The 23,693-nt window shown below is 72.7% G+C and carries 20 protein-coding genes; 10 read left to right on the forward strand and 10 right to left on the reverse strand.

Annotation, left to right across the window (positions count from 1 at the left end; genetic code table 11):
• Positions 1–141: 141 nt before the first annotated feature.
• Positions 142–930 (forward strand): exodeoxyribonuclease III, encoded by a 789-nt coding sequence (locus CLV72_RS08025; protein ID WP_106242336.1) that lies wholly within the window; start codon positions 142–144, stop codon positions 928–930.
• Between the two features lie 12 nt (positions 931–942).
• On the opposite strand, the gene CLV72_RS08030 is transcribed toward CLV72_RS08025, so the two are convergent.
• The gene (locus CLV72_RS08030) at positions 943–1,548 is read right to left on the reverse strand and encodes a cysteine hydrolase family protein (RefSeq protein ID WP_106242338.1); all 606 of its coding nucleotides are present in this window, start codon (positions 1,546–1,548) and stop codon (positions 943–945) included.
• Positions 1,549–1,615: 67 nt separating this feature from the next.
• Positions 1,616–2,248: a cysteine hydrolase family protein gene (locus CLV72_RS08035; protein WP_106242342.1), complete on the reverse strand. Its 633-nt coding sequence runs from the start codon at positions 2,246–2,248 to the stop codon at positions 1,616–1,618.
• Between the two features lie 230 nt (positions 2,249–2,478).
• On the opposite strand from CLV72_RS08035, the gene CLV72_RS08040 reads away from it, so the two are divergent.
• Entirely contained in the window at positions 2,479–4,383 is a 1,905-nt protein-coding gene (locus CLV72_RS08040; protein WP_245930060.1) for an acyl-CoA dehydrogenase family protein, read from the forward strand.
• Between the two features lie 34 nt (positions 4,384–4,417).
• Here CLV72_RS08040 and CLV72_RS08045 read toward each other — a convergent pair whose 3' ends face one another.
• Together CLV72_RS08045 and CLV72_RS08050 are read right to left on the reverse strand one after the other, a co-directional pair.
• Positions 4,418–4,852 carry a hypothetical protein gene (locus CLV72_RS08045; RefSeq protein ID WP_106242348.1) on the reverse strand — a complete coding sequence of 145 codons (435 nt, stop codon included), beginning with the start codon at positions 4,850–4,852 and terminating at the stop codon, positions 4,418–4,420.
• 8 nt (positions 4,853–4,860) lie between these two features.
• On the reverse strand, positions 4,861–6,216 hold the full coding sequence (locus CLV72_RS08050; protein WP_106242352.1) for a C2 family cysteine protease: 1,356 nt from the start codon (positions 6,214–6,216) through the stop codon (positions 4,861–4,863).
• A gap of 336 nt (positions 6,217–6,552) precedes the next feature.
• Here CLV72_RS08050 and CLV72_RS08055 point away from each other — a divergent pair, with 336 nt between their 5' ends.
• A complete protein-coding gene (locus CLV72_RS08055; RefSeq protein WP_106242355.1) occupies positions 6,553–7,557 on the forward strand; it encodes a LacI family DNA-binding transcriptional regulator in 1,005 nt (334 codons plus the stop codon).
• 62 nt (positions 7,558–7,619) lie between these two features.
• Here CLV72_RS08055 and CLV72_RS08060 read toward each other — a convergent pair whose 3' ends face one another.
• Together CLV72_RS08060 and CLV72_RS08065 are read right to left on the reverse strand one after the other, a co-directional pair.
• On the reverse strand, positions 7,620–8,801 hold the full coding sequence (locus tag CLV72_RS08060) for an acetyl-CoA C-acetyltransferase (RefSeq protein WP_106242358.1): 1,182 nt from the start codon (positions 8,799–8,801) through the stop codon (positions 7,620–7,622).
• A 113-nt stretch (positions 8,802–8,914) separates the two neighbouring features.
• Positions 8,915–10,963: an MDR family MFS transporter gene (locus CLV72_RS08065; protein ID WP_425428047.1), complete on the reverse strand. Its 2,049-nt coding sequence runs from the start codon at positions 10,961–10,963 to the stop codon at positions 8,915–8,917.
• A 375-nt stretch (positions 10,964–11,338) separates the two neighbouring features.
• Here CLV72_RS08065 and CLV72_RS08070 point away from each other — a divergent pair, with 375 nt between their 5' ends.
• The 5 genes from CLV72_RS08070 (at position 11,339) to CLV72_RS08085 (ending at position 13,838) form a co-directional block, all read left to right on the forward strand.
• The gene (locus tag CLV72_RS08070; RefSeq protein WP_146159382.1) at positions 11,339–12,334 is read left to right on the forward strand and encodes a hypothetical protein; all 996 of its coding nucleotides are present in this window, start codon (positions 11,339–11,341) and stop codon (positions 12,332–12,334) included.
• A 10-nt stretch (positions 12,335–12,344) separates the two neighbouring features.
• Positions 12,345–12,701 (forward strand): hypothetical protein, encoded by a 357-nt coding sequence (locus tag CLV72_RS08075; protein ID WP_106242368.1) that lies wholly within the window; start codon positions 12,345–12,347, stop codon positions 12,699–12,701.
• A gap of 127 nt (positions 12,702–12,828) precedes the next feature.
• Positions 12,829–13,194 (forward strand): hypothetical protein, encoded by a 366-nt coding sequence (locus tag CLV72_RS08080; protein ID WP_146159383.1) that lies wholly within the window; start codon positions 12,829–12,831, stop codon positions 13,192–13,194.
• Positions 13,195–13,257: 63 nt separating this feature from the next.
• Positions 13,258–13,416, forward strand: coding sequence for a hypothetical protein (locus tag CLV72_RS32080; RefSeq protein WP_170140915.1), 159 nt, complete (start codon positions 13,258–13,260; stop codon positions 13,414–13,416).
• Positions 13,417–13,433: 17 nt separating this feature from the next.
• A complete protein-coding gene (locus tag CLV72_RS08085) occupies positions 13,434–13,838 on the forward strand; it encodes a VOC family protein (RefSeq protein ID WP_106242376.1) in 405 nt (134 codons plus the stop codon).
• Positions 13,839–13,860: 22 nt separating this feature from the next.
• Here the strand turns inward: CLV72_RS08085 and CLV72_RS08090 are convergent, their stop codons facing one another.
• The 3 genes from CLV72_RS08090 to pdxH form a co-directional block, all read right to left on the reverse strand.
• Positions 13,861–16,158: a SpoIIE family protein phosphatase gene (locus tag CLV72_RS08090; RefSeq protein ID WP_106242379.1), complete on the reverse strand. Its 2,298-nt coding sequence runs from the start codon at positions 16,156–16,158 to the stop codon at positions 13,861–13,863.
• Between the two features lie 78 nt (positions 16,159–16,236).
• On the reverse strand, positions 16,237–16,950 hold the full coding sequence (locus tag CLV72_RS08095; protein WP_106242382.1) for an iron-dependent transcriptional repressor DtxR: 714 nt from the start codon (positions 16,948–16,950) through the stop codon (positions 16,237–16,239).
• A 262-nt stretch (positions 16,951–17,212) separates the two neighbouring features.
• Positions 17,213–17,863 (reverse strand): pyridoxamine 5'-phosphate oxidase, encoded by a 651-nt coding sequence (pdxH, locus tag CLV72_RS08100; RefSeq protein ID WP_106242385.1) that lies wholly within the window; start codon positions 17,861–17,863, stop codon positions 17,213–17,215.
• 143 nt (positions 17,864–18,006) lie between these two features.
• Between pdxH and CLV72_RS08105 the strand changes: the two genes are divergently transcribed.
• Entirely contained in the window at positions 18,007–19,116 is a 1,110-nt protein-coding gene (locus CLV72_RS08105) for a citrate synthase 2 (RefSeq protein WP_106242387.1), read from the forward strand.
• Between the two features lie 99 nt (positions 19,117–19,215).
• On the opposite strand, the gene CLV72_RS08110 is transcribed toward CLV72_RS08105, so the two are convergent.
• Positions 19,216–22,368 (reverse strand): type 1 periplasmic-binding domain-containing protein, encoded by a 3,153-nt coding sequence (locus CLV72_RS08110; protein WP_106242390.1) that lies wholly within the window; start codon positions 22,366–22,368, stop codon positions 19,216–19,218.
• A 198-nt stretch (positions 22,369–22,566) separates the two neighbouring features.
• Between CLV72_RS08110 and serC the strand changes: the two genes are divergently transcribed.
• Positions 22,567–23,688: a phosphoserine transaminase gene (gene serC / locus CLV72_RS08115; RefSeq protein ID WP_106242393.1), complete on the forward strand. Its 1,122-nt coding sequence runs from the start codon at positions 22,567–22,569 to the stop codon at positions 23,686–23,688.
• The last annotated feature ends 5 nt before the right edge of the window (positions 23,689–23,693 follow it).

Here is a 23,693-nt window from a genome sequence, read left to right on the forward strand (position 1 = left end):
TCGCTCCGCGAAGTGATCCGCCCCCCGCCGATCGGCGGAGCGGGCCGCCCGCGGGCACCGACTTTCGTCGCCCCGGCGCCCCTCGCGGCCGGCCCGCCGGTGCTCCTGCCGGGTGTCGGACCGGCCGACTAGTCTGAGCGGGTGCGATTGGCGACATGGAACGTGAACTCCGTACGGGCGCGCACCGAGCGCATCACCGCCTGGCTGGCCCGCAGCGAGGTCGACGTGGTGGCCGTGCAGGAGACCAAGTGCAAGGACGCCCAGTTCCCCACCTCGGCCTTCACCGAGCTGGGCTACGAGGTGGCCCACTACGGGCTGTCCCAGTGGAACGGCGTGGCGATCCTGTCCCGCGTCGGGCTGGACGACGTCGAGATCGGCTTCCCCGAGCAGCCCGGCTGGGGTGAGCCGGTGGCCGCCGAGGCGCGTGCGATCGGCGCCACCTGCGGCGGCGTCCGGGTCTGGAGCCTGTACATCCCCAACGGCCGCGAGCTGGACGACCCCCACTACGTCTACAAGCTGGAGTGGCTGGAGAAGCTGCGCGCCGCCGGGTCCGGCTGGCTGGCCGAGCGGCCCGAGCAGCCGCTCGCGCTGTGCGGCGACTTCAACATCGCCCCCGAGGACGGCGACGTGTGGGACATGGCCGCCTTCGAGGGCCGCACCCACGTCAGCAAGCCCGAGCGCGACGCCTTCCACGCCCTGCTGGACGCCGGGTTCACCGACGTCGCGCGCCCGTACACCCCCGGCCCCGGCGTGTTCACCTACTGGGACTACCAGCAGCTGCGCTTCCCCAAGCGCGAGGGGATGCGCATCGACTTCGTGCTCGGCTCCCCCGCGCTGGCCGCACGCGTCACCGGCGCCCGTATCGACCGCGAGGAGCGCAAGGGCAAGGGCGCCTCCGACCACGCCCCGGTGATCGTCGAGCTGTCCTGAGCCGCGGCCGCCTCAGCCCGCCCCGAGCCGCGCCAGCGCCTCGGCGGCGGTCGGCACGCCCTGGGTGGTGAGGGCCAGGTTGGCCAGCGACGCCTCGTGCACGGCGTCGTCGGCCGCCGCGACGCAGTCGGACACGACGTACACGTGGTAGCCCAGCTCGGTACCGTGCCGCGCGGTCTGCTCCACCGTGAGGTTGGTCGCCACTCCGGTGATCAGCAGGGTGTCGATGCCCGCCCCGGCCAGCCAGCCGGTAATCGGACTGGACAGGCCCGACAGCCGCTGGTTGTCGAAGACGGGATCATCCGACTCGGCGCCCGCCTCGGGCACCAGTGCGGCGCCCGGCGCGTCCGGCCGGAAGTGCTCCTGGGCTTCGCCGACGGCCGCCATGAACGGGGTGTTGCGCACCAGCCTGCCCTCACCCTCCGGCACCGTGAACCGGGTGAAGGCGACGGGCACGCCGGCCGCCCGGGCCCCGGCGTGGAAGGCGGCGGCCCGCGCCACCACACCGCTGCGCGCCACCGGCTCCGCCAGCATCCCGCCGAAGAAGCCCTCCGGCTTGATGACGTTCACCTGCCAGTGCAGCGCGAGCACGGCGGCCCGACTCGGATCGATCGACATGGGGACGATCCTGCCACGAACCGGCCGATCCCGGTCCGCGCGGTCCGTCGGCGGCCCCGGGGTGGACTCACCAGCGGTACCGCTCACGCGGCCTGAACTCCTTGGGCAGCATCGCCAGCGCCTCGGCCGCCGTCAGGACGCCCTCGGTGGTGAGGGCGAGGTTGGCCAGCGACGCCTCGTGCACGGCCTCGTCGGCCGCCGCGGCGCAGTCGCCGATCACGTACACGCGGTAGCCCATCTCGGTGCCGTGCCGCGCGGTCTGCTCCACGGTGAGGTTGGTCGCCACCCCGGTCAGCATCAGGGTGTCGTAGCCCGCCCCGACCAGCCAGCCGGTGATCGGGCCGGACAGCCCCGACAGCCGCTGGTTGTCGAAGACGGGATCGCGCCAGTGGCGGCCGATCTCGGGCACGATCCGCGTACCGGGCGCGTCCGGCCGGAAGCTCTCCTGGGCCGCGCCGACCGCCGCCATGAACGGGCTGTTGCGCACCAGCCTGCCCTCACCCTCCGGCACCGTGAACCGGGTGAAGGCGACGGGCACCCCGCCGGCCCGCGCCCCGGCGTGGAAGGCGGCGGCCCGCGCCACCACACCGCTGCGCGCCACCGGCTCCGCCAGCATCCCGCCGAAGAAGCCCTCCGGCCTGACGACGTTCACCTGCCAGTGCAGCGCCAGCACGGCGACCCGCGCCGGATCGATGGACATGGGGCGATCCTGCCACCAACCGGAGAATCCCGGTCCGCGAGGCCGCGAGCGGAAGTGAATACCCTTCCTACCGGCGGGTAGGACCAGCGGCGGAATCGCACGGGCGCGGTCGGGGGACGGCGTCCCGCTGCCCGCAGCTTCACGACACCGCGAGGTGGTGTGCCTTGAGCACCCAGACGAACGCACCCGCTGACGCGCCCGCCGACGCATCTGCCGCACAGTCCGGCCAGATCGACGAGCGGCAGGCCAGGAAGGTGGCCGAGGCGGCCAGGGAGTCCGACTGGCGGCGGCCGAGCTTCGGCAAGGAGCTGTTCCTGGGCCGGCTGCGGCTGGACCTGATCCACCCCCATCCGCGGCCCGACGACGCCGCCCGTGAGAAGGGCGAGTCCTTCCTGCGGCGGCTGCGGGCCTTCTGCGCGGAGAAGGTGGACAGTGCCGTCATCGAGCGGGACGCCCAGATCCCCGACGAGGTCGTGCGCGGCCTGATGGAGATCGGCGCGTTCGGGATGAAGATCGACGAGGAGTACGGCGGGCTCGGCCTCTCGCAGCTGTACTACAACCGCGCGCTGATGCTGGCGGGCTCCGTCAGCCCGGCGATCGGCGCGCTGCTGTCGGCGCACCAGTCCATCGGGGTGCCGCAGCCGCTCAAGCAGTTCGGCACCGACGAGCAGAAGCGCCGCTTCCTGCCGCGCTGCGCCACCACCGCCATCAGCGCCTTCCTGCTCACCGAGCCGGACGTCGGCAGCGACCCGGCCCGGGTGCGCACCACCGCCGTACCGACCGAGGACGGCTCCGGCTACGTGCTGGACGGCGTGAAGCTGTGGACGACCAACGGGGTGGTCGCCGACCTGCTGGTGGTGATGGCCAAGGTCCCCAGGAGCGAGGGGCACCGCGGCGGGGTGACCGCCTTCGTGGTGGAGGGCGACGCCGAGGGCATCACCGTGGAGAACCGCAACGCCTTCATGGGGCTGCGCGGCATCGAGAACGGGGTGACCCGCTTCCACCAGGTCCGCGTCCCGGCCGAGAACCGGATCGGCCGCGAGGGCGAGGGGCTGAAGATCGCGCTCACCACCCTCAACACCGGCCGCCTGTCGCTGCCCGCCATGTGCACCGGCGCCGGCAAGTACGCCACCCGGATGGCGCGGGAGTGGGCGCGCGAGCGGGTGCAGTGGGGCAAGCCGGTCGGCCGGCACGAGGAGGTGGCCAAGAAGCTGTCCTTCATGGCGGCCACCACCTACGCGCTGGAGGCGATGCTCGACCTCACCAGCCAGCTCGCCGACGACGACCGCAACGACATCCGGATCGAGGCGGCGATCGCCAAGCTGTGGTCCTCGGAGATGGCCTGGCTGATCGCCGACGAGCTGGTGCAGGTGCGCGGCGGGCGCGGCTACGAGACGGCGGCGTCGCTGGCGGCGCGGGGCGAGCGGGGCGTCCCGGCCGAGCAGCTGCTGCGCGACCTGCGGATCAACCGGATCTTCGAGGGGTCCACCGAGGTGATGCACCTGTTCATCGCCCGCGAGGCGGTGGACGCGCACCTGTCGGTGGCCGGCGACATCATCGACCCCGACGCCGACAACCGGGCCAAGGCGAAGGCCGCGGTGTCGGCCGGGCGCTTCTACGCGGGCTGGCTGCCCACCCTGATGGTCGGCGAGGGCCAGCTGCCCAACGCCTTCGGCGAGTTCGGCCCGCTCGCCCGGCACCTGCGCTTCGTGGAGCGCACCAGCCGCCGGCTGGCCCGCTCCACCTTCTACGCCATGTCGCGCTGGCAGGGCGGGCTGGAGCGCAAGCAGGGCTTCCTGGCCCGGGTGGTCGACGTGGGCGCGGAGCTGTTCGCGATCAGCGCGGTGTGCGTGCGGGCCCACCACGACGGCGCCGAGCACCCCGAGCGGCGCCGCTCCGCTCACGAGCTGGCCGACGTGTTCGCCCGCCAGGCCCGGCTGCGGGTCGAGGGCCTGCTGCACGCCATGTGGGACAACACCGACGAGGTCGACGGGCTGCTCGCGGACCGGCTGCTGGACGGCCGCTACGAGTGGCTGGAGGACGGGGTGCTCGACCCGTCGACGCCGGGGCCGTGGATCGCCTCGTCGGAGCCCGGCCCGTCGGCGCGGGAGAACGTGCACCGGCCGATCCGCTGACCGCCCGGCCGCCCGTGACCCCGGCGGCCCGGGTTCAGTCCTCGGTGAAGCGCACCCTGACGGTGTAGGGGTGCTGCTCGGCGGTGATGGCCTCGATGGTGAGGGTGCCGCCCGCCACCTCCTCGGTGTGCCCGACCGGGCCGCGCACCGAGGTGGTGGTGCCGTCGGGGCTCACCAGGTCGAGCGCGGCCTCGTCGGCGCTGATGCCCATGACGCCGACGGTGAACTCGCCGAGCGGCGACTGGGTGCCCTCGGCGAGGGTGGCGGTGCCCGGCTCGGGCGGCGACGGGCTCATGCTGCTCTCCTGCTCAGCCGGCGGCGGGGCGTTGACGGGCTCCGCGGCGTCGCAGCCGGCCAGCACGGCGGCGGCCAGCAGCGCGGGAAGCGCGGCGAGCAGGGCCGCCGGGCGGCGGCTCGGGCCGGCCCGGCGGGCGGGCTCGGCGCGGTGCTGCGGTGCGGTGGGTGTCATCGAAGTCCTCAGCCGAAGTTGTTGCTCTGCATCTGCACGAACGCCTCGTCCAGCTCCGAGTGGTTCACGGTGCGGTGGTTGCGGCCCCACGGGTTGTACAGGGTAACCTCGCCGGTCTGCTCGTTGACGCCGGTGACCACGTAGAAGTGGAAGTTGTTGAGGTCGGGCGGGTCGGGCTGCCCGTCGTAGCGCGGCCCTTCGGCGTCGTCCATGGACGGGGTGTTGAAGGCGATGGCGTCGCCGTTGCGGTGCATCTCGGCCAGCTCCGACAGCGAGACGTCGCCCGAGTCGCGGCTGTCGCTCTCGTTGCCGGTCAGGATCTCCATGCCGCGGGTGAAGGAGTCGACCTCCACCTGCTCGTAGCCGCCGTCGCGCTGCGCCAGCGCCTTCTCCATGATGGCGGGCCACAGCACCGGCGGGTTGCCGCGCGTCCCGGCGAACACGGGGTTGCCGTTCTCCGACAGCGGGAGGTCGGGGGTGACCGTGACGGCCTCGCCGTCGGGGAAGGTGACGGTGAAGGTGCCGTTGGGGTTCTCCACGATCATGTCGCGGATGCGGCCGGGCTCGTGCTGGGCGGTGGCGCCGAGCGAGGCCATCCACCAGCAGTCCGAGAGCGCCTGCTGGTTGATGTCCTCGATGGAGATCTGGTCGTTGTTGGGCCCGCCGAACAGCTGGCCGCCCGGCACCTCGCCGTAGCGGGCGGTGTCGGCGGTGTCGCTGCCCACGTTGTCGAACCTGGGGTCGAGCGGGAAGGCGTTGGCCGCGCCCAGCCGGCGCAGGGTGTCCAGGGAGGCGTTGCGGCGGATGTGCTCGGCGACCAGGTTGATGCCCACGGGCGAGGCGAACAGCTCGCGCAGCTCGTCCTCGCTCAGCCCGGCGAGGGCGGCGTCCAGTTCGGGGCCGGTGAGGTTCATCAGCCGCTGGTACAGCTCCAGGGAGTCGGGGCCGTCCCATTCCCAGGGCCAGAAGCCGGGCTCGAAGTCGAGGTACTCGCGGATGAAGCGGCGGGTGTCATCCACCTGGCCCTGGTCGACAGGACCGGGGTCGTCGGGCGGGCGGGTGGTGGGGTCGGGCAGCGGGCGGTCGTCGTCGACCGGGCCCTCGTTGGCGCCCTCGTCCGGGTCGCCGCTGACGGGGGCGCCGTCGGGGGCGGCGGTGTCCTGCTCGGCGCAGGCGTCCGGCCCCTGGAACAGGCCGCAGACGGCCCGCTGGACGCTGTCGCCGATGGTCTGGAAGGCGCCGGTGCCGACGATCAGGGCCAGGAGGGCGCCGGCGATCACGATGACCGCCGCGTATTCGAGCGCGGAGGCGCCCCGCTCGCGGCGCGCACGCGCCAGGGCCGCCGCCCGGCTCCGGATGATCATGGCGGACACGTTAGGCGGGCCCCAGGGCCCTGACCAGGGTCCAGGGGTGGAATTACGGACCTGAAAGCGATGATGGTCCGGTTCGTCACGCAGCGTCCGCGCGAACTGGGTCCGGACACACGAACGGGCGCCTCTCCCCCAAGAGACGCCCGCTCGCTACCCGAACTACCCGCATCACGCATCTGGTCCAACGGCCTTGGGGCGCCCCGCGTTCCCGCGTTCCCGTTATTGCGCCGTGATGTAGGTAACAGGGCGTGGTCGCCTGGGTCACGTCGGCAGGCCGCCGGGGCCGAGCGCCGGATAGTGGTATGGATGGGGGATTGCAGAAGGAGGGCCATGTCAACGCGACGCTCTACCTTGGAGCAGGTCGCCGCCCGGGCGAAGGTGAGCCGCGGCACCGTGTCGCGTGTCGTCAACGGCTCCGCCAGGGTGAACCCGCGGACCCGGGAGTCGGTCCTCCGGGCGATCGACGAGCTGGGCTATGTGCCCGACCGCGCCGCCCGCACACTGGCCGCCCGGCGCACCGGCGTGGTCGCCCTGGTGCTGTCGGAGGAACCGGGACGGCCGTTCGAGCAGCCGTACTTCGGTGACATCCTGCGCGGGATCAACTCGGCGACCGGCGCGGCCGGGATACAGCTGATGCTGAGCTTCACACGCTCGCCCGCGGACCGCGCACGCCTGGCGCACGATCTGCGCACGCAGCGCGTGGACGGCGTCATGGTGATCTCGCTGCTCCGGCAGGACCCGCTTCCCGGTCTACTGGCGGGCAGTGGCGTACCGACCGTGCTGGGAGGCCGCCCCCTCGATCCCGCCATGGAGCGAGGAGCCTACGTCGACGCCGACAACACCGGCGGCGCCCGGCGGGCCACCGAGCATCTGATCGGTCAGGATCGCCGGCGTATCGCCACCATCGCCGGCCTTCGGGGCACCACGGTGGGCATGGACCGGCTCGCCGGATATCGGCAAGCCCTGGCCGGCGGCCCGGAGCCGGTGTCCTACGGCGACTTCAGCGCGGCCGGCGGCGCCGCCGCCATGCGGGAACTCCTCGAACGCGAGCCTTCGCTGGACGCGGTGTTCGTCGCGTCCGACAACATGGCCGTCGGCGCGCTGCGCGTACTGGAACGGCACGGACGCCGCGTCCCCGACGACGTCGCCGTCATCGGTTTCGAGGACGCGGCCTTCGCCCGGCACGCGGAACCGGCGCTCACCACCGTCCACCAGCCCACCGGGGAGATGGGGCGGCGGATGGTCGAGATGCTGCTCAGCCGCGCTCACGACACATCGCCGCCCGATCAGCCGGTCATCTGCGACACCGGTCTGGTCGTCCGCGCCTCGGCCTGAGGCGGTGAACCGCCGCCGGCGGCCGAGCGACGCGTCGGTGCCTGGCCTTCGCGGAGCCGCCCCTAGACGCGTTCGATCAGGGTGGCGTTGGCCTGGCCGCCGCCCTCGCACATCACCTGGAGGCCGTAGCGGCCGCCGCCGCGCTCCAGTTCGTGCACCAGCTTGGTGAGCAGCACGGCGCCGGTGGCGCCGAGGGGGTGGCCCAGGGCGATGGCGCCGCCGTTGGGGTTGGTGCGGGCGAGGTCGGCACCGGTCTCGCGCGCCCAGGCGATGGGGACCGACGCGAAGGCCTCGTTCACCTCGAAGACGTCGATGTCGTCGACGGTCAGCCCGGCCCGGTCCAGGACGCGCCGGGTGGCGGGGATGGGGCCGGTGAGCATGTACACGGGGTCGTCGCCGACCACGGCGAGGCTGTGCACCCGGGCGCGCGGGGTGAGGCCGTGGCGCTCGACGGCGTCGGCGGAGGCGATCAGGACGGCGGCGGCGCCGACCGAGAGCGGGCTGGACACGGCGGCGGTGAGGGACCAGCCTTCGCGCAGCGGCGGCAGCTGGGCCATCCGCTCCAGCGAGGTGTCGGCCCTGGGGCCCTCGTCCGCGTCGACCACGGCCTCGCCGACGCGCAGCGGCGCGATCTGCTCGGCGAAGCGCCCGTCGGCGGCCGCGGCGACCGCCCTGCGGTGGCTCTCCAGCGCGTACTCCTCCAGCTCCGAGCGCTTGATGTCCCACTTCTCGCACATCAGCTGCGCGCCCCGGTACTGGGAGATCTCCTGGTCGCCGTAGCGGCGGGTCCAGCCCTCGCCGTAGATCGGCAGGCCGTTGTCCAGGGCGTACTGGACGCTGGCGCCCATCGGCACCATCACCATGTTCTCGACGCCGGCCGCCACCACCAGGTCCTGGGTGCCCGACAGGACGCCCTGGGCGGCGAAGTGCACGGCCTGCTGCGAGGAGCCGCACTGCCGGTCGATGGTGACGCCGGGGACGTTCTCGGGCAGCCCGGCCGACAGCCAGGCGGTGCGGGCCAGGTCGAGCGACTGCGGGCCGACCTGGCTGACACAGCCCATGATGACGTCCTCGACCGCCGCGGGGTCGGCGCCGGTGCGGTTCATCAGCTCGGCGAGCACGTGCGCGCCCAGTTCGGCGGGGTGGGCGCCGATGAGCGCGCCCTTGCGGCTGCCGACGGGGGTGCGGACCGCCCCGACGATGTACGCCTCGTTGGCTCCGTGTGCCGCACTGCTTCGCGCCATTGGTCACTCCTCCGCGCCGAACGCCGACCGAATCGGATTCTGTTCTGCTTCGAGACTAGCCGCTGCGGCGCGGTCGGGGTATCGGCGCCGGGAGCCTCGGCCGGATCGTAGGGTCAGCCGTCAGGGCCGTGGGCGGCCGCCAGCAGCCGGGCGTCGGCCTCGTCGCCCAGCAGTTCGCGGGCGATCTCGGTGAGCACCTGGTAGAGGTCGGGGTGCCGCTCAGGCTGCCACTCGGCGAGCGCGGCCACCAGCGCGTCGCGCCCGGCGTCGAAGACCCGCTGCGCGGTGCGCTCGCCGATGTCGGTCAGCTCGACCCGTCCGCCGGCTTCGTCCAGCCGGACGAAGCCGGCGGCGGCCAGCGCCGCCGCGGTGGGGCGGGCGTCCTCGGCCCAGGGGCCGCACACCCCGGCCAGGTCCGCCGCGGCCACCGGACCGAGCCGGGCCAGCCGGGTGAGCAGCCAGCAGCTCTGCGCCGACAGTTCGAGCCCGGCCGATCTGGCCAGCCGCGCGTACATGGCCAGCCGTCCCTCGCGGCCGAGGAAGATCACCACCTCGCGTTCGATGATCTCGATCGAGCTGCGCACCGTCGGGGTGGGGGCGAGCCCGCTGCCGAGGTCGCCGCTGTCGCGGGTGCGGCGCAGCGGCACTTCCTTCAGCAGCAGCGCGAGCACGAAGGCGACGGCGACCGGCGGGATCGCGGACAGGAAGACCTTGTCGATGGAGAGCGCGTAGGCGTGCAGCAACCCGGCCTGGACGTCGGGCGGCAGCGCGTCCAGGGCCGAGGCGTCGCTCTGCACCGCCGACGGGTCGAAGCCGGGCGGCAGCGGGTGGCCGGCGGTGGCCGAGCGGATGTTGGCGGCGAGCCCGTTGGAGAACACCGTGCCGAACACGGCGACCCCGAAGGAGCTGCCGATGGAGCGGAAGAAGGTGGCGCCGGAGGTGGCCACGCCCAGGTCGGCGTAGTCGGCGGAGTTCTGCACCACCACCACGAGCACCTGCATCACCAGGCCGAGGCCGATGCCGAGGACCAGGAAGTAGCCGCTCATCACGGCGGTGGAGGTGTTCTCGTCCAGGTGCGAGAGCAGGAACAGCGCCACCCCGGTACAGGCGGTGCCCAGGATCGGGAAGACCTTGTAGCGGCCGGTGCGGCTGACCACCTGGCCGCTGAGCACGGAGGCGCCCAGCATCCCGACCACCATCGGCAGCAGGTGCACCCCGGACATGGTGGGGCTCACCCCGTGCACGACCTGGAGGAACAGCGGCAGGAAGGTGAGGCTGCCCAGCATCGCGAAGCCGATGGCGAAGCTGATGGCGGCCGCCACCCGGAAGACGGGGTCGCGGAAGAGCCGCAGCGGCATCACCGGCTCGGCGGCCCGCCGCGCGCTGAACCACCAGGCCGTGCCGAGCACCAGCGCGCCGGCGCCCAGCGCGATCGTCTGCGGCGAGACCCACGGGTAGGTGGAGCCGCCCCAGGAGGTGAGCAGCACCACGCAGGTGACCGCGGCGGCCAGCAGCACGATGCCCAGGTAGTCGATGCGGTGCCGGACCCGGACGGTCGTCGGCCGCAGCACCACGCTGATCACCAGCAGCGCGACCGCGCCGATCGGCAGGTTGATCGTGAAGACCCACCGCCACGACAGCTCGTCCACGAAGAAGCCACCGAGCAGCGGCCCGAGCACGCTGCTCCCGCCGAACACCCCGCCGAACAGACCCTGGTACCTGCCGCGCTCGCGCGGCGGCACCACGTCGCCGACGATCGCCTGGGTGAGAGTGATCAGGCCGCCGCCGCCCAGCCCCTGCAGGGCCCGGAACGCGATCAGCTGCCCCATATCCTGCGCGAGCCCGCACAGCGCGGAGCCGACCAGGAAGATCACGATCGCCGACTGGAACAGCGCCTTGCGCCCGTACTGGTCGCCCAGCTTGCCCCACAGCGGAGTGGACGCGGTGGTGGCCAGCAGATAGGCCGTGACCACCCACGACAGGTGGTTCAGTCCGCCCAGGTCGCTCACGATGGTCGGCAGCGCCGTGGAGACGATCGTCTGGTCCAGGGCCGCGAGCAGCAGCGCCAGCATCAGCGTGCCGATCACCACCCCCACCCCGCGCTGCCGCGCGTGGGCGGGCTGGTGCGGCCCCTGGTGCGTCGGCGCGGAGTGCTCGGCCACCGGTCCACCTCCCTCCGTTCGATACCTGAACATCCCGCACGCCGCCACTTCACGTATCCATGACGATACGTTCCGTCACATCGACGGTGCGGGAGGCGGCCGCCGTGTGGCGTACGCCCCGGCAGCCATCCGGCCACCGCGTCCCAGCATGGCGGCAGTTCGCCCCGCGCGCCTTCGGCCGTCCACAGGCCGCCGTCGCACAGCGAAGTCGTCCACAACCCGCGGGTAGCCCTGGCGCCAGGGCGGCCGCGGCCGGAAGACTGGTTGTAGGGGCTGCCCCCCTGGGAGGGCGGGGGATGGAGGTGGGCGGTGGGCTTCGATCGGCCGGGGTGGGGGGATCACCGCCCCGAGCGGCCACGGGAGGGCGCCCGTTCGATGGCCGAGATCACCCTGACGGATGAGGAGCGGCGAACACTGCGGGCGCTCGCGGACGGGACGACGCCCCTCGACGAGCTCGTGGACGATCGCGCGTACGCCGACGACCTCGGGCCACCGGTGCCGGGCGGTGCTGATACGGCCCGGCCGGAGCCGCTTCCGCCGCCGTCGGGCGGCGACACCGCCCGGCGGGGTGACGCTCCGCCCGAGCAGAAGGGCTTCGACCTGGAACGTCCACTGGCGCGGCTGGACGACCCCGACCGCGCCGAAACACCGCTGGAGACCTTGCGCGCCTTCGACCCCTCCGCCGGTGGGCTACCGCCGCTGATCCGCTCGATCGGGGTGGCCTACATCGATCAGGTGGCGGCCGCCGGTGACCGCCCCTGGCTGGCACCCGCGGCCGACCGCTCACCGGAGGTCAAACACGTCATCGCCGCCCTGGACCGCGGCAGCGGCCACCCGCTGCCGCGCCACGAGGGAGCCGTCACCCTCCAGCAGCTCACCGACCGGGTCACCCGGCTCCAGGACCCCGCCCAACTCGACCCCGGCAAGCTGACCCGGTCCCGGGACGCCTATACCGGCAAGCGGCACAACTGCGGGCTCTACGCCACCCGTATCAACGACCCCGACGCCTTCGCCGTCGCGTACGTCCGCGCACTCCAACATCCCGACGTACGGGCGGTCTTGAATCAACCCTTCGTTGAAGGTCAAGACGTGTCAGAGTGTGAAATTCCGATCGCTGACCTGCTGGGGCCAGATGGACACCGATTCTGTGAAGGTACTGCTCTCAATCCGGTCAACGGCAGTCTCAAAGAGGCGGTTGAACAGCGAAAGCAGTGGACGAAGGATCGGGTGGCGGGTGTCGAGCCCACGGCACCCGAGCCCACTGCCGATCCCATAGCGACCTTTGAAGGCGGAACGATCAAGGTGCAGTTCAAGCCGAACGTGACTGGGGACCGCTATGAGTGTGCTTCGTTCTTCCCCGACCCAGCGTAAGGTACCTGAGATGAGCTTGCCGTGGTGGAAGACCGACAAAGACGCACGGTTTTCTGAACTGCTCCGTGCCGTCAGGACGTACTACCATCCCGACACCGCGCAGGATGGCGCGCCTGAACGGCTGCGGCGCTTGGTATATCGCGTGGAGAACGAGGGGCTGCGGGCGGAGTTCCACGACATCCCCCGGTTCCTGGCTGAGCTACGGGCCGCGATCATCGATCCCGGCCAGGTGCCCGACGATGAACTGTTCAACGCGGCCTGCTTCGAGGACGGCTCCGATGAAGCCTTCCTCGCCCGAGTGTGGCACGACATCTATCCCGACCGGCCGCTGCCCACAGCAGACAATCCGCATGGGATCGGGAATTGATTCATCGGCCAGCCTGATTCCCACTCTTCTAGGACGGCACGATGCCGTTCACCCTCGGCGACGATCAGGCGAAGAATGAACATCCAGTCATCACCTACTACCCCAGTCCACGAAAGGGCGTGTGAGGATGGCCGGACCGTTCTGGCGAAAGAACAAGGATGCGTCATTCGCGGTGCTGCTCAGCGTGGTGGAGTCCTACTACCATCCTGAAACGCCCCCGGATGGGGGCGCGAAGCTACACCGCTTGGTCCATCGGGTCGGACATGAGCATGTGTCGTCACAGGTGCACGACATCCCCAAGTTCCTGGACCAGTTGCGGGCCGCCATCGCCGACCCGTCTCAGATTCCCGGAGACGCGCTCGACGATGCGGCCGACTTCGAGGACGGCTCCGATGAAGCCTTCCTCGCCCGAGTGTGGCACGACATCTATCCCGGCCGGCCGCTGCCCACAGCCGACAGCGGGAACGGCGACAGCCGGGCGGGCCCCGGCTAGGCTGGGAGCACCCAGCCGGGCGGTGCGGCGGTGTGTCCGCCGCGGAAGCGGAAGGCGGCAGCCGTGTTCGAGGGATTCGTCGTACTGGCCCTGGTCGCGATTCTGTTCGCCTGGGGGCTGACGCGGCTGCGCCGGCGGATTCCGCTGCCTTTCACGCTGGCCGGAGCGGTGGTGGTGTTCATCCTCGCCACGCTGATGCTGTACGCGGTGCAGACCACCTAGCGGAGGGGCTCGGAGGCATGGTGTCGGTGGTGCAGAACGTGGCGATCGACTGTGCGGACGCCTACGGGCTGGCGCTGTTCTGGAGCAGGGTGACCGGCCGTTCGATGCATCCGGAGGACCGGCCGGGCGACGACGAGACCCAGGTGCTGCTGGCGGAGGGCCCGGTGCTGCACTTCAACCAGGTGCCCGAAGCCAAGAAGGACAAGAACCGGATCCACCTGTGCCTGCGTCCCGAGACCTCACGCGAGCAGGAGGTGGAGCGGCTGCTCGGCCTCGGTGCCGCCTTCGTCGCCGACCACCGCGAGCCCGACGGCACCGGCTGGGTGGTCCTCGCCGACCCGGAGGGCAACGAGTTCTGCGTGCTGCGCAGCGCGTCCGACCGCGCCGCGGCGGGTCCTGAGGCGCACGCGCCCACCGCATGAGGCGGTGCGGCCGAGCCGGCGGCTAGGCCCGCCACGCCTCCGCGGGTTCGTGGACGGTGTCGGGCTCGACGGTCTCGCCGCGCTCGGCGGCGCTGGTGGTGGGGATCTCGAACCACACGGCCTTGCCGTCGCGGGTGGGGCGGGAGCCCCAGCGGGAGGCCAGCTGGTCGACCAGGTAGAGTCCGCGGCCGCCTTCGTCCTCGTCCTTGGCCTTGCGCAGGCGGGGCAGCCGGAGGTCCTGGTCGAAGACCTCCACCCACACCGCCGAGGCGCCCCGGCGCAGCCGCAGGGTGAACTCGCGGGTGCGCTGGGTTCCGGCGGGCGGGGTGTCGGCCTCGGCGGCCGGGCCGACCAGGTCGGCCCAGGACTCGTCGAAGCCGGTGCCGACGCCCACGGGCGGGCCGTCCAGCACCAGTTCGCGGCGGCGGGTGGGCACGGCGGCGTGCAGCACGACGTTGGTGACGACCTCCGACACCAGCAGGCAGGCCAGCTCGGCCTGCTCACGGTCGACCCGCCACGCCTCGAAGGTCTCCCCCGCCAGCCGCCGGGCGTCGCTGACCACGATGGCCTCGGCCGGGAAGGTGCGCTCGGTGACGGCGAGGTCGTCGGGGTCGGTGCGGACCACCAGCATCGCCATGTCGTCGTCGATCTCACCGGGCACGGCGCGGGCCGCGGCGTCGGCGATGCGCTCGACGCCGGAGCCGGTGTGGGCGGCGACGGTGTCGGTGAGGATGCGCAGCCCGGCGCCGGTGTCGATGGTGCCGCCCTGCGGCCTGCGGTCGACCAGCCCGTCGGTGTAGAGGACGAGGGTGGCGCCGGGCGGCAGCGGGATGGTGTCGTAGCTGCGCACGGTGTCGCGCGCCATGCCCTTGACCCGGCCGCCCAGCATGACGCCGCTGGAGGGCATCTCCAGCTCCTCGACGCGGCCGTCCACGATGATCAGCGGCGGGGCGTGGCCGGCGTTGGCGAAGGACAGCTCGCGCGACCAGGCGTCGTAGGCCATGTACAGGCAGCTCACCATGGGAGTGCGCGGTTCGCCGTCGTCGTCGGCGCGGGCCAGCGCCCTGACCCACTCGTCGAGCTTGTCCAGGATGTCGGCCGGGGACTTGTCGTCCTGGGCGAAGGCGCGCACGGCCGCGCGCAGCTGGCCCATGACGGCGGCGGCGTGCGCGCCGCGCCCCTCGACGTCGCCGATCACGATGCCGACCCGGCCGGCCGAGAGCGGGATGACGTCGTACCAGTCGCCGCCCACCTGGGTCTGGATGCCGTGGCCGCGGGTCTCCAGCGGCTTGGCCGGCTCGTAGCGGCAGGCCACCTGGAGGCCGTCGAGCTCGGGGATCTCGCGCGGCAGCAGGCTCTTCTGGAAGGCGAGCGCGGTGTCGCGCTCCTCCTCGAACAGCCGGGCGTTGTCGATGGCCAGCGCCACCCGGGACGCGATCGCGCCGACGAGGTCGCGGTCGATGCCGTCGTAGTGGGTGCGCTCGCGACCGCGCAGCCCGGACAGGCACAGGGTGAGCACGCCGAGCAGCTGGCCGCGGGCGCGCAGCGGCGCGGCGATGATGGAGGTCAGGCCGACCTGTTCGGCGACCCAGCTGCTCTCGGGCGTGGGGTTGGCCGGGCTGGCGTGCCGGATGTCGTCGACCAGCACCGCTTCGAGCCGGCGGATGGCCCGGCTCCTGACCCGGTAGGGGTCCTCGGTGACGGGCTCGCCCACCTGGGGCCAGCTGCCGGGCGGGGGCGTCCAGCCCTCGGAGTGCATCGAGGTGTGCCGGACCAGCCGGTCGTTGTCGAGCAGGTCGATGAAGCAGTGGTCGGCGAACTGCGGCACCAGCAGCTCGGCCACGGCCTGGAGGGTGTGGGACAGCTCAAGGGAGTCGGCCAGTTCGCGCCCGATGCGGTCGAGCAGGCCGTACTGGTCGTCGGCGCGGCCGTCGCGCAGCGCCTCCCTGGCGAAGACGACCATGCCCTCGACCGCGCCGGAGCGGTGCCGGAACGGCACCGCCTGCATCCGGATGTAGACGACGGTGCGGTCGCGGCGGATGTTGGCGAAGGTGCCCTCCCAGCTGCCGCCTCTGAGCACCTTCCGGGACAGCTCCATCGCCTGCTCGCGGTCGGCCTCGGCGATGCCGAGGTCGAGCAGGGCGGTGCCGCGGTAGTCGCGGTCGTCGTCGAAGCCGAACAGCTCCTTGGCGGCGGAGTTCCAGTAGGTGAGCTTGCCGAACCGGTCGGCCGCCACCACGGCGACCTGCATACCCTCCAGCACGGACTGCGCGGACAGCAGGTCCGCGACCGGATCGGGGGCCTCGCCCCACCGCTTCATCGAAACGCCACCTCATCGCAGCGCCCGGACCGGATCGACCTCATGGGTGTCGGCCGCGGCCGGCGCGCGGGGACGGGCTCAGCTGCGCGACACGAACACATGTGCCGCGATCTGGCCGGAGAACTCCGTTCCGGCACCGTCTCCGCGTTCGTCACAGGTCACCCGTACACCGTCGTCGCTCGCCGCGAGGGTCACCTCACGTCCGGGCTGGATACCGCCCTGCTTGAGTCTAAGCATGGCCGCGGCGTCGCCTTGGACCTGTTCACTAATTCGTCGAATGATGACCGGAATACCCGTCGAAGTGGCGAGCACGGACATGGGGGCCACCGAATCCGCGCTGCTCGGCCGGGAGGTCTCCTCGGTGTCCGCGCCGAACTCCTCCAGGCCGGGGATCGGGTTGCCGTAGGGGCAGACCGTGGGCTCGCCGAGCAGCTTGAAGATGCGCCGCTCCACCGCCTCGGACATGACGTGCTCCCAGCGGCAGGCCTCGACGTGGACGTCCTCCCAGGGCAGGCCGATCATGTCGACGAGCAGGCACTCCGCCAGGCGGTGCTTGCGCATGACCTGGGTGGCCAGCCTGCGGCCCTCGTCGGTGAGGGAGAGCCTGCGGTCGCCCTCGACGCGCAGCAGGGCGTCGCGCTCCATCCGGGCGACGGTCTGGCTGACGGTGGGACCGCTCTGCTGCAGGCGCTCGGCGATGCGCGCACGCAGCGGGACGATGCCCTCCTCCTCCAGTTCGAAGATCGTACGGAGGTACATCTCCGTGGTGTCGATCAGACCGTGTGCCGTCACGGCATACCTCCGCTCCGCAAACCCACCGCCCAAAGCCGTTGGGACGGTGTCAAGTCTAGTCGCCGCCGAGCCGGGCGTGATAACCGTCACCCGGCCCGCCCAAGGCCGATTCAGGCCGGTCGCGCGGGGGGCGTGACAATCGTGTCAGGTCTCTCGGGTGCGCGCGAGCGACATAGCGAAGAACAGAATGCGAAACCGGCTTGTTCCGGACTGCGGGACCGCCCGCCGCGCCGCGGCTGTCGGAGCCGTCTGCTAGGGCGGCTCAGGGCGACAGGCGTTCGCGCAGCCAGCCGTCGCCTTCGCGCCGGTACCTGATCCGGTCGTGCATGCGGTCGGCGCCGCCCTGCCAGAACTCCGCCTCGTCGGGGAGCACCCGGTAGCCGCCCCAGTAGTCGGGCCTGGGCACGGTCGAGCCCTCGGGCCAGCGCTGGGCGTAGCGCTCGTAGCGCTCCTCCAGCACCTGGCGCGAGGGGACCGGGCTGGACTGGTGCTCGCTGGCCCAGGCGCCGATCTGCGAGCCGTGCGGGCGGCTGGCGAAGTAGCGGGTGTTCTCCTGGGGAGTGAGATATTCCACACGCCCCCCGAAGCCGACCTGGCGGCCCATCGCGTGCCAGGGGAAGAGCAGGCTCGCCCGGGGGTTCTCGGCCAGCGCGCGGGCCTTGCGCGAGGTGAGGTTCGTGTAGAAGGTCAGCCCGCGCTCGTCGAGTCCCTTGAGCAGCACCGTGCGCGCGGTGGGCACCCCGTCGGCGCCGGCGGTGGCGAGCACCATGGCGTTCACCTCGGGCAGGCCCGCGTCGGCCGCGTCGGCGTACCAGCGGCGGAACTGCTCGATCGGGTCCGGAGAAAGATCACACGGCTCCAGACCGGTCCCGCGGTACGACTCACGCTGCTCGGCGGGGTTCAATCGGTTCACGAAGAGGAATCCTCACACGTAACCGCAGGGCAACAAAGCCGCGCCCCGCGGGGGTTAAGCGCACCTCGCGTGTTACATGGAACGACACGCAGGGTTCAATGGGGCAAATCCTTTTCCACACCGAGGAGACGGAGGAAGCCGAAATGTCCGACTTCAAGCCGGGCCTCGAAGGGGTTGTGGCGTTCGAGACCGAGATCGCCGAACCGGACAAAGAGGGCGGAGCCCTCCGGTACCGGGGCGTCGACATCGAGGATCTGGTTGGTCACGTCTCCTACGAGCATGTATGGGGTCTGCTGGTCGACAACAGCTTCACCCCTGGACTGCCCGACGCCGAGCCCTTCGAGCTGCCCGTACGCACCGACGACATCCGGGTGAACGTGCAGAGCGGGCTGGCCGCGCTGGCCCCCCGATGGGGTCTGAAACCGCTGCTGGACATCGACGACGTGCAGGTGCGCGACGACCTCGCCCGCGCGTCGGTGACGGCCCTGTCCATCATCGCCCAGTCGGCGCGCGGCGCCGACCAGCCGGCCGTACCGCAGAGCCGGGTCGACGAGGGGTCCACCGTCGTCGAGAAGTTCATGATCCAGCTGCGCGGCGAGCCCGACCCGCAGCACGTCAAGGCGATCGACGCCTACTGGTCGTCCGCGGCCGAGCACGGTATGAACGCCTCCACCTTCACCGCCCGCGTCATCGCCTCCACCGGCGCCGACGTCGCCGCGTCCATGTCGGGCGCGGTCGGCGCCATGTCCGGGCCGCTGCACGGCGGCGCTCCGGCGCGGGTGCTGCACATGATCGAGGAGACCGAGCAGATCGGCGACGCCGAGACCTACGTCAAGCGGGCGCTGGACAAGGGCGACCGCCTGATGGGCTTCGGCCACCGGGTCTACCGCGCCGAGGACCCGCGCGCACGCGTGCTGCGCCGGGCCGCCAAGGAGCTCAACGCCCCCCGCTACGAGACCGCGGTGGCGCTGGAGAACGCCGCGCTGGCCGAACTGCACGCGCGCAAGCCCGACCGGGTGCTCGCCACGAACGTGGAGTTCTGGGCGGCCATCATGCTCGACTTCGCGCAGATCCCCGCGTCCCTGTTCACCTCGATGTTCACCGCCGCCCGCACCGCGGGGTGGTCGGCGCACATCCTGGAGCAGAAGCGCACCGGCCGCCTGGTCCGTCCGAGCGCCACCTACGTCGGCCCCGCCCAGCGGCCGGCCGCGGAGGTGAACGGCGCGGACGAGGCGCTGCACAAGGGCGTCTAGCCCCCCCGGACGGCCCGCACCCGCCGATCCGACACTCCGCCCCCGTGGTAACCCGGGAGAACCACGGGGGCGGCGCATGTCGGCGTCCGGCCGGCCGGCTCACTCCTGCGGCGGGCAGTCGTCGTCCGTCGCCTCGTTGTTCGAGGTCAGCACACCGCAGACCGCGACGACCTCCTGACCGCCGCCGGGCCCGGCCAGCACCAGCTGGACCAGCCGGTCCCGCTGCCAGTTGCCGGGTGCCGCGCCGTCCGCGGACTCCTCGGCCCGCTCGGCCGGGCCGGCCAGGTCGATCAGGCCGCTCACCCCGGCGTAGCCGTCGACCTGGGTGAGGGCGAGCCGCAGGTCGGTGACCGGGTGCTCGGCGCTGTCGAGCTGGCTCTCCTGCGCCTGGCGGGCGGCCAGCGACACGACCATCAGGGCGTCGTAGGCCATCACCGCGTGCGCCACCGACGGGCGCTCCTGCCGCTGCCGGGAGTCGCCCTCGTCCGGCCCGGCCCAGCCCAGCTCGCCGCCCAGCGCGTCGAAGCGCTCGTAGAAGCTGGACGGCTCCATGTCGCGGGCCCGCGCCCGGGCGCTGCTGGCCGCCAGGGGCGTGTAGTACAGCTCCAGGGTGGGGTGGTAGAGGTCCAGCTGGTCGAGGTTGTCGGCAACGTACTTGGCGATGTCGTCATTGGCGATGATCTCCATGCCCGACGCGCACTGGTCGCTGCCGTCCAGCAGCGACATGACCTCGGCGAACTGGTCGGACCTGCCGGAGAAGTAGAGCACGTCGGGGGCGTCGCGGCACAGCTCCCGCACCACCGCCCCGAGCGAGGGGTCCTCGGGCCGCCCGTAGGCGCGCACGGTGCCCTCGCCGCCGATGGCGCCGAACTCCTCGATGAAGCGCTCGGCCAGGTCCCCGCCGTACAGGTCGCCCGCCGAGACGTCGGCCAGCGCGACGGCGGTGCGGGCCGGCTCCAGCTCCCCGGTGCCATGCCAGGCCCAGGAGGCGGCATGCCGGGCGATCATCCCGTTGGACGGCGCCAGCGGGTAGAAGATGTCGCTCGACGCGTCGCCGACCAGGGCGATGTCGTCGAAGGTCACGGTGGTGGCCACCATGGGCAGCCCGGCCGCGGTGAAGACGCCGATGGCCTGGCGGGTCGGCTCCCTGCTCTCGCCGATGCCCACCACCCCGAGCACCCGGGGGTCGCGCCCGGCCCGCCGCACCACGCGCTCGGCCACCGCCACGGCGTCGCCGTAGGCGGGGCCCGCGTTGGCGAGCAGCAGCCGGACCATCGGCGCGCGCTGGTGGAAGGTGGAGTTGTGCTCGTGCTGCGCGATGGCGAGGCCGACCAGCTCGCCGTGGACGCCGCCGAGCAGGTCGTTCTGCTGCGTCGCGTCGGGCACCGACAGCGCCCCGAAGTAGACGATGTCGACGTAGTCGCCGGAGCGCACCGCCGCCTCGTTCTGCTCGGCGATCCGCCGCTGCACCGACGCCAGGCGCTCGTTGAAGACGAAGCCGCCCGCGGTGACGCCCACGCAGGACCCGGTCGCGGCGCTCTGCCACACGTCGTGCTCCAGCAGCCGCCGGCCCCACCAGCAGTCGCTGCGCGAGGCGCCGACGGCGATCAGCAGCCCGGCGACCAGGGCGAGCACCAGCACGATCGCGGCGGTCACCACCGAACCGGTGACGAAGCGGGCCCGCCTGCTGCTGATCTTCTCGCCGGAGCCGGGCGGCCGCAGCCCGCCGCGCAGCGCGGCCAGCTCGCCGGCGCCCAGCGCCACCGGGACGTACCTGGCCGGGCCGAGCCGGGCGACGGTGCCGCGCCGCAGCGCCCAGGACCGCAGCCGGGCGCCGAGGGTGCAGGCGGAGGCGTCGCCCGGGGTGTCCTGCGGTGCGGCCGCGTCGGCGCCGTGTCCGCCGATCGCGACCAGGACCAGGGGGTCGGGCCAGCCGGTGGTGCGGCGGACCCGCTCGATCACCTCGGCCAGCTCGGCGCCCTCGGGCGCCGACATGTCGACGGCGAGCACCGGATAGTGGTCGCGTCCGCCGGCCTCCAGCCAGTTGCGCCGCCGGTAGGCGGCGGCCAGGTCGTCCAGGAAGGCGTTGACGGCCAGGCAGCGCAGCCGCCCGCGCAGCTCCTCGCTCCCGGAGCGCAGCGCCTGGCACGCCTGGATGAGCAGGACGGCCCGGTCGCGGAACTCGCCGTCCTCGACGGGGCGGCCGGCGGCCTGCTCCGTGGCGGCCGCCAGCTCCCGGGCGAAGGGCGGCCAGCGGCGCCGCAGCCAGCGGTAGGACGCCCAGGGCAGGTGCCAGCTGAAGGCGGCCAGCAGGTGGTAGCCGACCAGCACCAGCAGCACGAGCACCGACAGCACCGAGTCCAGGCCGGCCGCGCCGGCCACGCCCAGGACGAGCAGCACGTTGACGGCCCAGCTCGCCGGCGCCAGCATCCTCTCGTCCAGGAAGGCGAAGGGCTTGCTCACCGTGGCGAACACCCTCCGCGCGAAGGGGTCGAGCACCCGGCCGTGCCAGATCTCGCCGGCCCGCGAGGCGGGGCGCCCGTCCATGCGCCGCCCGTGCGGGCCCGCCGGGCGGCGGATGCGCTCGGCCACGGTGAGCCGCAGCCGCATCCGCTCGTCGTGCCCGGACCCCGCGGGTGCCTGCGGGTTCTCGGCGTCCTCGGACTCCGGCGCCAGCTCCTCGGGCGAGACGCGGTGCGCGATCTCCACCAGGGTGAGCAGCGACTCCAGGTGCGGGAAGCGCGGCGGCTCGGGGTCGCGCCGCGCCCAGGTGGAGCCGGGGGTGGCCTCGGGGCGGGCCAGCTGCTCCTTCACGTCGTACAGCGCGGCCCACACGGGGTCGAAGCCGCGCAGCTCGGCGCGGCGGGCCGCGCGGGCGCGTTCGGCCACCGCGCGGTGGGGGTCCTCGGCCTCCGCTCCGGTGCCGCGCCGTTCGGGGGCGGGCAGCGCGGCCGCCGGCCGGTTGCCGCAGTGGTCGCGCAGTTCGCGGGCGAGCACCGCGCTCTCGTGCTCGCCCGATTCCGGCAGCAGCACCCTGACGACCGGGAGCGGCTGGCCGCCCGCGCTGAGGGGGCGGTCCTCCAGGTCGACCCCGCCGGGGTCGCGGCGGCGGCGGGCGGCGGCCGCCTCCGCGCGCACCCGCCCGGACTGGGCGAAGGTGACGCGCCTGCGCAGCGCGTCGAAGGCCGCGAGGAAGCCCCGTTCCGCGTCGGTCCCCTCCGTGGACGCGGACGGCAGTGCCGAGGTCGTCATGGCGCTCTCCCTCCGGCGGTCCGGATGCCGACAGGCCGGTCGCGCGGTCCGCGCCGGATGCTCGTTATGTCGGCACAGACGCGGCTCCGACACCTGCGGGCCCTGGCCGACATTGGACGCGGCCCGCGTGCGGGCGGATCCGGCGCAGCGCCCCCTTGGCTCCGCCGCCCGCGCGAGCAGGGAGTACGCTTGTGCGACGTGACCGAGATCGAGATCCCCGCCGACATCAAGCCCCTGGACGGCCGCTTCGGCAGCGGCCCGTCCAAGGTCCGCCCCGAGCAGCTGGCGGCGCTGGCGTCCTCCGGTGCCCGCTACCTCGGCACCTCCCACCGGCAGAAGCCGGTCAAGTCCCTGGTGGCTCGGGTCCGGTCCGGCCTGGCCGAGCTGTTCTCGCTGCCCGAGGGCTACGAGGTGGTGCTCGGCAACGGCGGCACCACCGCGTTCTGGGACATCGCCGCGCACGGCCTGGTGCACGAGAAGGCCCAGCACGTCTCCTTCGGCGAGTTCTCCAGCAAGTTCGCCAAGGCCACCGCCACCGCCCCGTGGCTGGCCGAGTCCTCCGTCATCAAGGCGGAGCCCGGCACCTACACCGAGCCGCGGGCCGAGGCGGGCGTCGACGTGTACGCGCTGACCCACAACGAGACCTCCACCGGCGTGGCCGCCCCCGTCCGCCGGGTGGCGGGCGCCGACCCCGGCGCGCTGGTGCTGGTCGACGCCACCAGCGGCGCGGGCGGCCTGCCGGTCGACGTGTCCGAGGCCGACGTCTACTACTTCGCGCCGCAGAAGTCCTTCGCCTCCGACGGCGGCCTGTGGCTGGCGCTGTTCTCCCCCGCCGCGCTCGCGCGGGTCGAGGAGATCGCGGCGAGCGGCCGGTACGTGCCGGAGTTCTTCTCGCTGCCGACCGCCATCGACAACTCCCGCAAGGACCAGACCTACAACACCCCCGCCGTCGCCACCCTGCTGCTGCTCGCCGAGCAGATCGAGTGGCTCAACGGCCAGGGCGGCCTGGACTGGGCGGTGGAACGCACCGCGCGCTCCTCGGGCCACCTGTACGCCTGGGCGGAGAAGTCGCCGGTCGCCGCGCCCTTCGTGGCCGAGCCCGCCTACCGCTCCCAGGTGGTGGGCACCATCGACTTCAGCGAGGCGGTCGACGCCGCCGCGGTCGCCAAGGTGCTGCGCGCCAACGGGATCGTCGACACCGAGCCCTACCGCAAGCTGGGCCGCAACCAGCTGCGGGTGGCCATGTTCCCCTCGGTCGACCCCGAGGACGTGGAGCGGCTGACCTCCTGCGTCGACTACGTGGTCGAGCGGCTGGGCTAGCGCCG

The organism is Allonocardiopsis opalescens, from assembly GCF_003002095.1.
Classification (GTDB): domain Bacteria; phylum Actinomycetota; class Actinomycetes; order Streptosporangiales; family Streptosporangiaceae; genus Allonocardiopsis; species Allonocardiopsis opalescens.

Coding starts and splice junctions, on each gene's coding strand:
- CLV72_RS08030 (WP_106242338.1), bottom strand. CDS start 1,548: ATGTCGATCGATCCGAGTCGGGCCGCCGTGCTCGCGCTGCACTGGCAG.
- CLV72_RS08035 (WP_106242342.1), bottom strand. CDS start 2,248: ATGTCCATCGATCCGGCGCGGGTCGCCGTGCTGGCGCTGCACTGGCAG.
- CLV72_RS08045 (WP_106242348.1), bottom strand. CDS start 4,852: ATGACACCCACCGCACCGCAGCACCGCGCCGAGCCCGCCCGCCGGGCC.
- CLV72_RS08050 (WP_106242352.1), bottom strand. CDS start 6,216: ATGATCATCCGGAGCCGGGCGGCGGCCCTGGCGCGTGCGCGCCGCGAG.
- CLV72_RS08055 (WP_106242355.1), top strand. CDS start 6,553: ATGTCAACGCGACGCTCTACCTTGGAGCAGGTCGCCGCCCGGGCGAAG.
- CLV72_RS08060 (WP_106242358.1), bottom strand. CDS start 8,801: ATGGCGCGAAGCAGTGCGGCACACGGAGCCAACGAGGCGTACATCGTC.
- CLV72_RS08070 (WP_146159382.1), top strand. CDS start 11,339: ATGGCCGAGATCACCCTGACGGATGAGGAGCGGCGAACACTGCGGGCG.
- CLV72_RS08075 (WP_106242368.1), top strand. CDS start 12,345: ATGAGCTTGCCGTGGTGGAAGACCGACAAAGACGCACGGTTTTCTGAA.
- CLV72_RS08080 (WP_146159383.1), top strand. CDS start 12,829: ATGGCCGGACCGTTCTGGCGAAAGAACAAGGATGCGTCATTCGCGGTG.
- CLV72_RS08085 (WP_106242376.1), top strand. CDS start 13,434: ATGGTGTCGGTGGTGCAGAACGTGGCGATCGACTGTGCGGACGCCTAC.
- CLV72_RS08090 (WP_106242379.1), bottom strand. CDS start 16,158: ATGAAGCGGTGGGGCGAGGCCCCCGATCCGGTCGCGGACCTGCTGTCC.
- CLV72_RS08105 (WP_106242387.1), top strand. CDS start 18,007: ATGTCCGACTTCAAGCCGGGCCTCGAAGGGGTTGTGGCGTTCGAGACC.
- CLV72_RS08110 (WP_106242390.1), bottom strand. CDS start 22,368: ATGACGACCTCGGCACTGCCGTCCGCGTCCACGGAGGGGACCGACGCG.